The 6,431-nt window shown below is 75.2% G+C and carries 5 protein-coding genes; 2 read left to right on the top strand and 3 right to left on the bottom strand.

What is annotated here, in order from left to right:
- On the top strand, nucleotides 1-2,046 hold a 2,046-nt coding region (locus tag EDJALFJO_RS24155), incomplete at its 5' end, for an acyltransferase family protein (protein ID WP_198950596.1).
- Between the two features lie 6 nt (nucleotides 2,047-2,052).
- Here the strand turns inward: EDJALFJO_RS24155 and EDJALFJO_RS24150 are convergent.
- From EDJALFJO_RS24150 to EDJALFJO_RS24140, 3 genes are all read right to left on the bottom strand, one after another.
- Complete coding sequence (locus tag EDJALFJO_RS24150; protein ID WP_233150010.1) at nucleotides 2,053-3,066, bottom strand: glycoside hydrolase family 6 protein; 1,014 nt, start codon at nucleotides 3,064-3,066, stop codon at nucleotides 2,053-2,055.
- A 93-nt stretch (nucleotides 3,067-3,159) separates the two neighbouring features.
- A complete protein-coding gene (locus EDJALFJO_RS24145) occupies nucleotides 3,160-4,695 on the bottom strand; it encodes a sensor histidine kinase (RefSeq protein ID WP_088288876.1) in 1,536 nt (511 codons plus the stop codon).
- A gap of 39 nt (nucleotides 4,696-4,734) precedes the next feature.
- A complete protein-coding gene (locus EDJALFJO_RS24140; protein ID WP_088288875.1) occupies nucleotides 4,735-5,286 on the bottom strand; it encodes a heme NO-binding domain-containing protein in 552 nt (183 codons plus the stop codon).
- 190 nt (nucleotides 5,287-5,476) lie between these two features.
- On the opposite strand from EDJALFJO_RS24140, the gene EDJALFJO_RS24135 reads away from it, so the two are divergent.
- On the top strand, nucleotides 5,477-6,430 hold the full coding sequence (locus tag EDJALFJO_RS24135) for a glycosyltransferase family 2 protein (protein WP_198950595.1): 954 nt from the start codon (nucleotides 5,477-5,479) through the stop codon (nucleotides 6,428-6,430).
- The last annotated feature ends 1 nt before the right edge of the window (nucleotide 6,431 follow it).

Below are 6,431 nucleotides of genomic sequence, written 5' to 3'. Positions count from 1 at the left end.
GCCGGAACGCGCCCCGAGCCCCGGGTCGCGTTCCGGCCGGACGTCGAGGGTCTGCGCGGCCTCGCGGTGCTCCTCGTCGTTCTCTACCACGCGGGGCTGCCCTGGCTGCCCGGCGGCTTCGTCGGCGTCGACGTCTTCTTCGTCGTCTCCGGCTACGTCATCACGTCGCTGCTCGTCGCCGAGGTGCGCGACCACGCCGGGGTCGGGCTCGCCGGGTTCTACGCCCGGCGCTGCCGGCGCATCCTGCCCGCGGCCGGGCTCGTGCTCGTCGCGACGTGCGCCCTCGGGGCGCTGCTGCTGCCGCCGCTGGCCCGCGTCGACCTGGCCCGCGACGTCCTCGCGAGCGCGCTCTACGGCGGCAACTGGCACTTCGTCGCCGAGCAGACCGACTACCTGCGTGCGGGCGGCGACCCGAGCCCGGTCCTGCACTACTGGTCGCTCGGGGTCGAGGAGCAGTTCTACCTCGTGTGGCCGTTCGTCTTCGTCGGGGCGCTCGCCCTGGCCCGCCGGCTGCGGATCGCCCGGACGACGGCGCTGGCCGGTGCGCTCACCCTGCTCACCGCCGGGTCGTTCGCGCTGAGCCTGCACTGGACCCAGACCTCGGCGCCGCTGGCGTACCTGTCGAGCCCGAGCCGGGCCTGGCAGTTCGCCGCCGGTGCCTGGCTCGCGCTGCTGCTGCCCGTCGTGGCCCGGCTGCGCTCGCGCCCGGCCCTGCTCGCCCGCTCGGCGGCCGGTCTCGTCGGCCTCGTGACGCTGGGCTGGGCGGCCGCCCGGACCGTCGACGTCGGGTACCCCGGGACGCACGCGCTCGTCCCGACGCTCGCGACCGCCGCCCTGCTCGCCGCAGGCAGCGACGTCCCGCGGACCCGCGGACCGCTCACCAGCCGGCTGCTCTCCACGGCCGTGATGCGCCGCCTCGGTGCCTGGTCGTTCACGTGGTACCTGTGGCACTGGCCGCTCATCGTGCTCGTCGCCGCTCGCTGGGGCGACCTCACGTGGCCCGTGCGGCTCGCCGTCGCCGTCGGTGCGCTCGGGCCCGCGGCGCTGACGAGCCGCTGGGTCGAGCGGCCGCTGCGCCGCAGCGCCGTGGTCTCGGCCCGGCCGCGCAACGGTCTGGCGCTCGGGGTCGCCGCGACCGTCGTGCCGCTGACAGCGGCGCTCGTCCTGGGGGCGCTGACGCTCGAGGGCAGCACGGCAGACCGGGGCGGCGCTGCGGCGCCGGGCCGGGTCGACCGCGCGGTGGTGCACTTCGACGACTCCGTCACCGCAGGGTCGGTGCGCCCGACACCGTTCGAGGCGGCCGCGGACCTGCCACCCACGGGTCACGGCTGCCACGCCGACCTGATGGACCTGACGAGCAAGGGGTGCGTCATCGGGAGGACCGGCCCGGAGGGGCCGGTCGTCCTGTTCGGGGACTCGCACGCCTCGCAGTGGATGTCCGCCGTCAGCGACCTGGCGGCGTCGATGGGGACGTCGGTCCAGGTGTTCACCCACTCCGGTTGTCCGGCGGCCCGGATCAGCGTCCCGAAGTCCCCGGCGGTCGCCGCGGCCTGCGACAGTTGGCGGGAGGACACGCTCCGCCGTCTGGAGAGCGGTCCCCGGCCTGCACTGGTCGTCGTCGCGAGCTTCAACGGCTACCTCCGAGGCGCGCAGGAGCGTGCCGACGCATGGCGACCGACCCTGACGCGGCTCGGTGCGCTCGGGGCCCCGATGGTCTACGTCGCCGACACACCGCAACCGGACCGCGATGTGCCGGTCTGCATGTCCGGGGCGCTCACCGACTGGGGCCGCTGCGCGTTCGACCGCGGACGCGCCCTGCGGCGGGACCTCGCGGCCGAGGAGATCAGCGCCGGGCGCTGGCCGCGCACGTACCTCGTGGACCTGACCGAGCTCGTCTGCCCGTCGTCGGCCCCGGGCGGTGCGGCGACCTGCCCCGCGGCGCGCGGCGGCCTGCTCCTCTACAGGGATGCGTCGCACCTCACGAACACGGCTGTCGAGGTGCTCTCACCGCAGTTCGTGGCTGCTGCCCGGGCCCAGATCGGGTGACAGTCGTCACCAGGAGGCGTTGCGCGCCAGGGTGAGTGCGTAAGACTGCCACCACTTCCCGGCGCCGGGGCCACCCCGGCAGAGCCCGTCCGACATCCCGGGCGTCTTCACCCAGAGCAGGGCGTCGACGAGCGGGTCCGGGTGGTTCGTCGTCGGCGGCGTGCCGAGGGCCCGGCCGGGCGGGTTGCACCAGCTGAGGGTGCCCTCCCAGCGGCCCTTGCCGTTCCGGCTGGTGTCGACGACGAAGGGCACGGGCCCGCCGAGCGCGACCCCGATCTTGCGGCCGTACTCGATCTCGCCCGGCGTCGGGTCGAAGGCCGCGACGTTCAGGGCGAACCCGCGGGCGCGCTCCACCCCCGCCGCCTTGAGCCGGGCGGCCATGACGGCCGCCGGGTGCCAGCGGGAGTGGCCGGCGTCGAGGTAGACCGAGACGCCGGGGTTCGCGCCGAGCCGGTCCACGGCGTAGGCGAGCAGCGCGGTGCGCTGCCGCTGCTGGGCGGTGGTGAGGCAGTCCATCGAGGCGAGCCCGTCCGGCTCGACGACGACGACGGCGCGGCGCCCGGCGAGGCCTTTGGAGATGCCGTCCACCCAGGCCCGGTAGCCGGCCGAGGTCCCGAGGCCGCCGCCCGAGAAGCCGCCGCAGTCGCGGATCGGGACGCCGTAGACGACGAACACCGGCACGCTGCCGCCCGCCGCGGCCGTGCGGGCCCGGCCCGCGACGTACGTCGTCGCGTTCGACGGGGTGAGCCACTCGGTGAGCCAGGTGGCCTGCGGCTTCGAGGCGATCTTGCGCAGCAGGGCGGCGTCCGTCGGGCGCACCGAGAGCGTGCGGCTGACCGCGTCCGCGGCCGGGCTCGGGTTGACCCACAGCGTCGCCCCGCGCGGCGACGGCGGCTTGCCGCTGCGCAGGACCTGCCCCTGGGGCAGCGTCGGCCGGCCCACGCGCGCCCCCGCGTCCGCCGCCGGGAACACCCCGGGCACCGCGAGCGCGAAGACGAGCGGCGAGACGACGGCTGCCATCGCCGCTGCGACCTGTCCCCTCAACGCCATGCCTGACCCGTCGGCCGGGTCTGCGGGGTGGTGAGCGGAACGGCCGGGAATCACCCGGCGGGGTCAGGCCCCCACCGGCAGCCGGACGGCGAAGCTGCTGCCCTCGCCCGGCGTCGACGTCACGAGGATCCGGCCGCGGTGCCGCGTCGTGACGATCGCGTGCGCCATGCTCAGCCCCTGGCCCGTGCCCTGGCCGACGGCCTTCGTCGTGAAGAACGGGTCGAAGATCCGCGGCAGGACGTCCGGCGCCATGCCGACCCCGGTGTCCTCGACGACGATCTCGACCTGGCCGCCGTCCGGGCCGGGCAGGTGCCGGGTGCGGAGGGTGATCGTGCCACGGGCGCCGCTGTTGCCGACGACGGCCTGGACGGCGTGCGCGGCGTTGACGACGAGGGTGAGCACGACCTGGTTGATCTCGCCGGGGTTGCAGGCGACCTGCGGGAGGTCCTCGTCGAGGTCGGTGACGACCTCGGCGACGTCGCGGTACTCGTTGCGGGCCACGACGAGCGTCGTCGTGACGGCCTTGTTGAGGTCGGTGAGGCGCCGGTCGACGTCCGGGTGGGCGAACTCCTTCATCGCCCGGACGATGCTGCTCACCCGCTCCATCCCCTCGAGCGACTCCCGGACGGCGCGCGGGGCCTCCTCGAGGACGAAGTCCATCTCGGCGTCCGACAGCGTCGTGCGGAGCCGTTCGACGTGCTCGGCGAGCCCGTCGACGTCGGCGGCCGAGCCGGGCCGGGCGAGTGCCGCGTCGACGAGGCCCTCGTACGCCGCGAGGACGCGCTCGACGTCGCCGAGGGCGTCGCCGAGGAAGCGCAGGTTGTCCCCGACGAACTGCACGGGGGTGTTGATCTCGTGGGCCACGCCCGCCGCGAGCTGGCCGACCGCCTCGAGCCGGTGGGCGAGGCGCAGGTCCTCCTCGACCTTCTCGCGCTCCCGGCTCTCGGCCCGCAGCCGCTCGGAGAGGTCCTCGAGCTCGAGTGCGTAGAGGGCGAGCTTGTCGCGGGACTCGGACAGGCTCCGGGTGCGTTCGTCGACCCGGTCCTCGAGCTCCTGGTTGAGCGTCTGGAGCCGCTGCGTGAGCTCCTGGGCCTCGCCGAGGGACGTCGCCTGCGCCCGGGCCATGAGCAGGAGGTCGGCGACGCCGTCGTGGGCGGGGAAGTCCCGCAGGGACAGGCCCAGGGCCGTGGCCGTCTCGAGGTCGCTCACGACGAGCGCGCCGAAGAAGACGACCGCGGTGCGGTCCGCGGACGGGACGAGCTCGCCGCGCAGCCGCAGCCGGTCGTCGTCCCGGCCCTCGAGGATGGTCAGCCGGGCACTCGCGGAGGCGGCCCGCAGGTCGTCGAAACGGCGCAGCCCGTGCGGCTTGACGACGCGCAGCGGGCCGTCGACGAGCGGGCTGCCGAGGACGTCCGGCACGAGCCGGCGCAGCACGGGGCCGGCCTGGACGACCCGGCCGGAGGCGTCCCAGGCGAGGTGGAACGGGCAGATCGCGTTGAGCGCCGCGGCGTCCAGGGTGACGGCGGGGGCCGTCCCCGCGGTCGTGCCGGGGCTCGTGCCTGGGCTCGTGCCGGGGGTGTTGTCGGGGTCGGCGGTCACGCGGGTGCGTCCTTCGCTCAGGCGTCCGGTGCGGTCCGGTCAGGCGTCGAGGTACCGGACCAGGAACTCCTCGTGGTCGTGGCCGTCGTCGCGGCTGCGCGTCACCGTGACCTCCGCCGTCCGGCCGAACCGGGCGGCGGCCGCCCGCAGCAGCCCGACGACGAACGGCGCGAGGCCGGCGCGGTCGCTGCGGTAGTGCACGACGAGGGAGGCGTCGGTCACGTCGCTCACCGACATGGACGGCGGCACGAGGTCGGGGAACGACAGCTTGAGGCGCTCGTGGACGTCGTCCAGCTCGGCGAGGAACGTCGGCAGGTCGTTCCCCATGAGGTCGAGGAGCTCGCCGTAGCCCTCGCGCGCGGAGTACTGCATCCAGTACTCGCCGAACGCCTCGAGGACCTGCTCGGCGGGCAGCCCGAGCACCTCGCTGGCCGCACCGACGAGGCTGTAGGTGACGGCGTCGGGGTAGGGGCTCATCGCGACGAACATGCCGATGTCGACGCCGGCCCGGGACTTGACCTCGGCCCAGGCGTCCGGGCCGAACTTGTTCGTCACGAGGTCCTCGACGGCGCGGTTGACCAGGCCGTACATGGACACCTCCGGATCGCCACCGCGGCGGCAGGACATCTGCGCCGTCTGGGGAGTGTCGGACGGCGCACGCCCGCGCTGGATGGGCCGACCGGGCGTAGCCGGGGGAGGCGGCCCGCGACCGTGCCATCCGTCGGTGTGACGTTCGTCGGTACCGCACCGGGAGCCGGCCGCACGGTGCTAGACAGGTCGCGTGGTCGACCTCCCCGCGCCGGACGCCGGCACCCTGCCGGACCTCGTACGCCCGCGCGACGTCAGCGTGGTCGTCTGCGCCTACACCCTCGACCGCTGGGGAGACCTCGTACGGGCGGTGGAGTCCCTGCTCGGGCAGGCCGACCCGGTGGGGCAGGTGCTGCTCGTCGTCGACCACAACGACGCCCTGCTCGAGGCGGCGCGCCGGCAGTGGCCGGACCTCGCCGTCGTCCCGAGCACGGGCGCGAAGGGGCTGTCGGGCGCACGGGACACCGGCGCCGCCCTCGCGACCCGGGCCGTCGTCGCCTACCTCGACGACGACGCGGCCGCCGCACCGGACTGGTCGCGCCACCTCGCCGCCGCCTACGCGGCGGACGTGATCGGCGTCGGCGGTCACATCACGCCGCGCTGGCCGGGTGGCGCCCGGCCGACGTGGTGGCCGCCCGCCTTCGACTGGGTCGTCGGCTGCTCCTACGACGGTCTGCCGGCGCAGCGCACCCGGGTCCGCAACGTCATCGGCGCGAACATGAGCGTGCGGCGCGACGTCCTCCTGCGGGTCGGCGGCTTCGACGGCCGGGTCGGCCGTGTCGGCACGGCAGCGACGGGCTGCGAGGAGACCGAGATGTACATCCGCGCCGCCGCCGCGACCCCGGGCTCCGGCGTCGTCTACGAGCCCGCCGCGAAGGTCGAGCACACCGTCGCCCCGGCCCGGGCCACGTGGCGCTACTTCCTGCGCCGCTGCGTCGGCGAAGGCCATTCCAAGGCCGTCGTCGCAGGCCTCGCCGGTGCCGACAGCGCCCTGTCCTCCGAGCGCACGTACACGACGAAGGTGCTCCCCAGGGCCTTCTTGCGCGGACTGCTCAGCCGCGACCCCCGGCGCGGCCTGGCCGTCGTCCTCGGCCTGGCCTGGACGACGTCCGGCTACCTGACCGCCCGCCTCCGCCGCCCCCGCTGAC

Source organism: Kineosporia sp. A_224 (genome assembly GCF_002198655.1).
In the GTDB taxonomy this organism is placed as follows: domain Bacteria; phylum Actinomycetota; class Actinomycetes; order Actinomycetales; family Kineosporiaceae; genus R-H-3.
This window is presented reverse-complemented; position numbering and strand designations above follow the sequence as displayed.

Excerpts from the sequence above, each read along its gene's own strand:
- EDJALFJO_RS24150 (WP_233150010.1), bottom strand. The coding sequence starts at position 3,066 with ATGGCAGCCGTCGTCTCGCCGCTCGTCTTCGCGCTCGCGGTGCCCGGG.
- EDJALFJO_RS24140 (WP_088288875.1), bottom strand. The coding sequence starts at position 5,286 with ATGTACGGCCTGGTCAACCGCGCCGTCGAGGACCTCGTGACGAACAAG.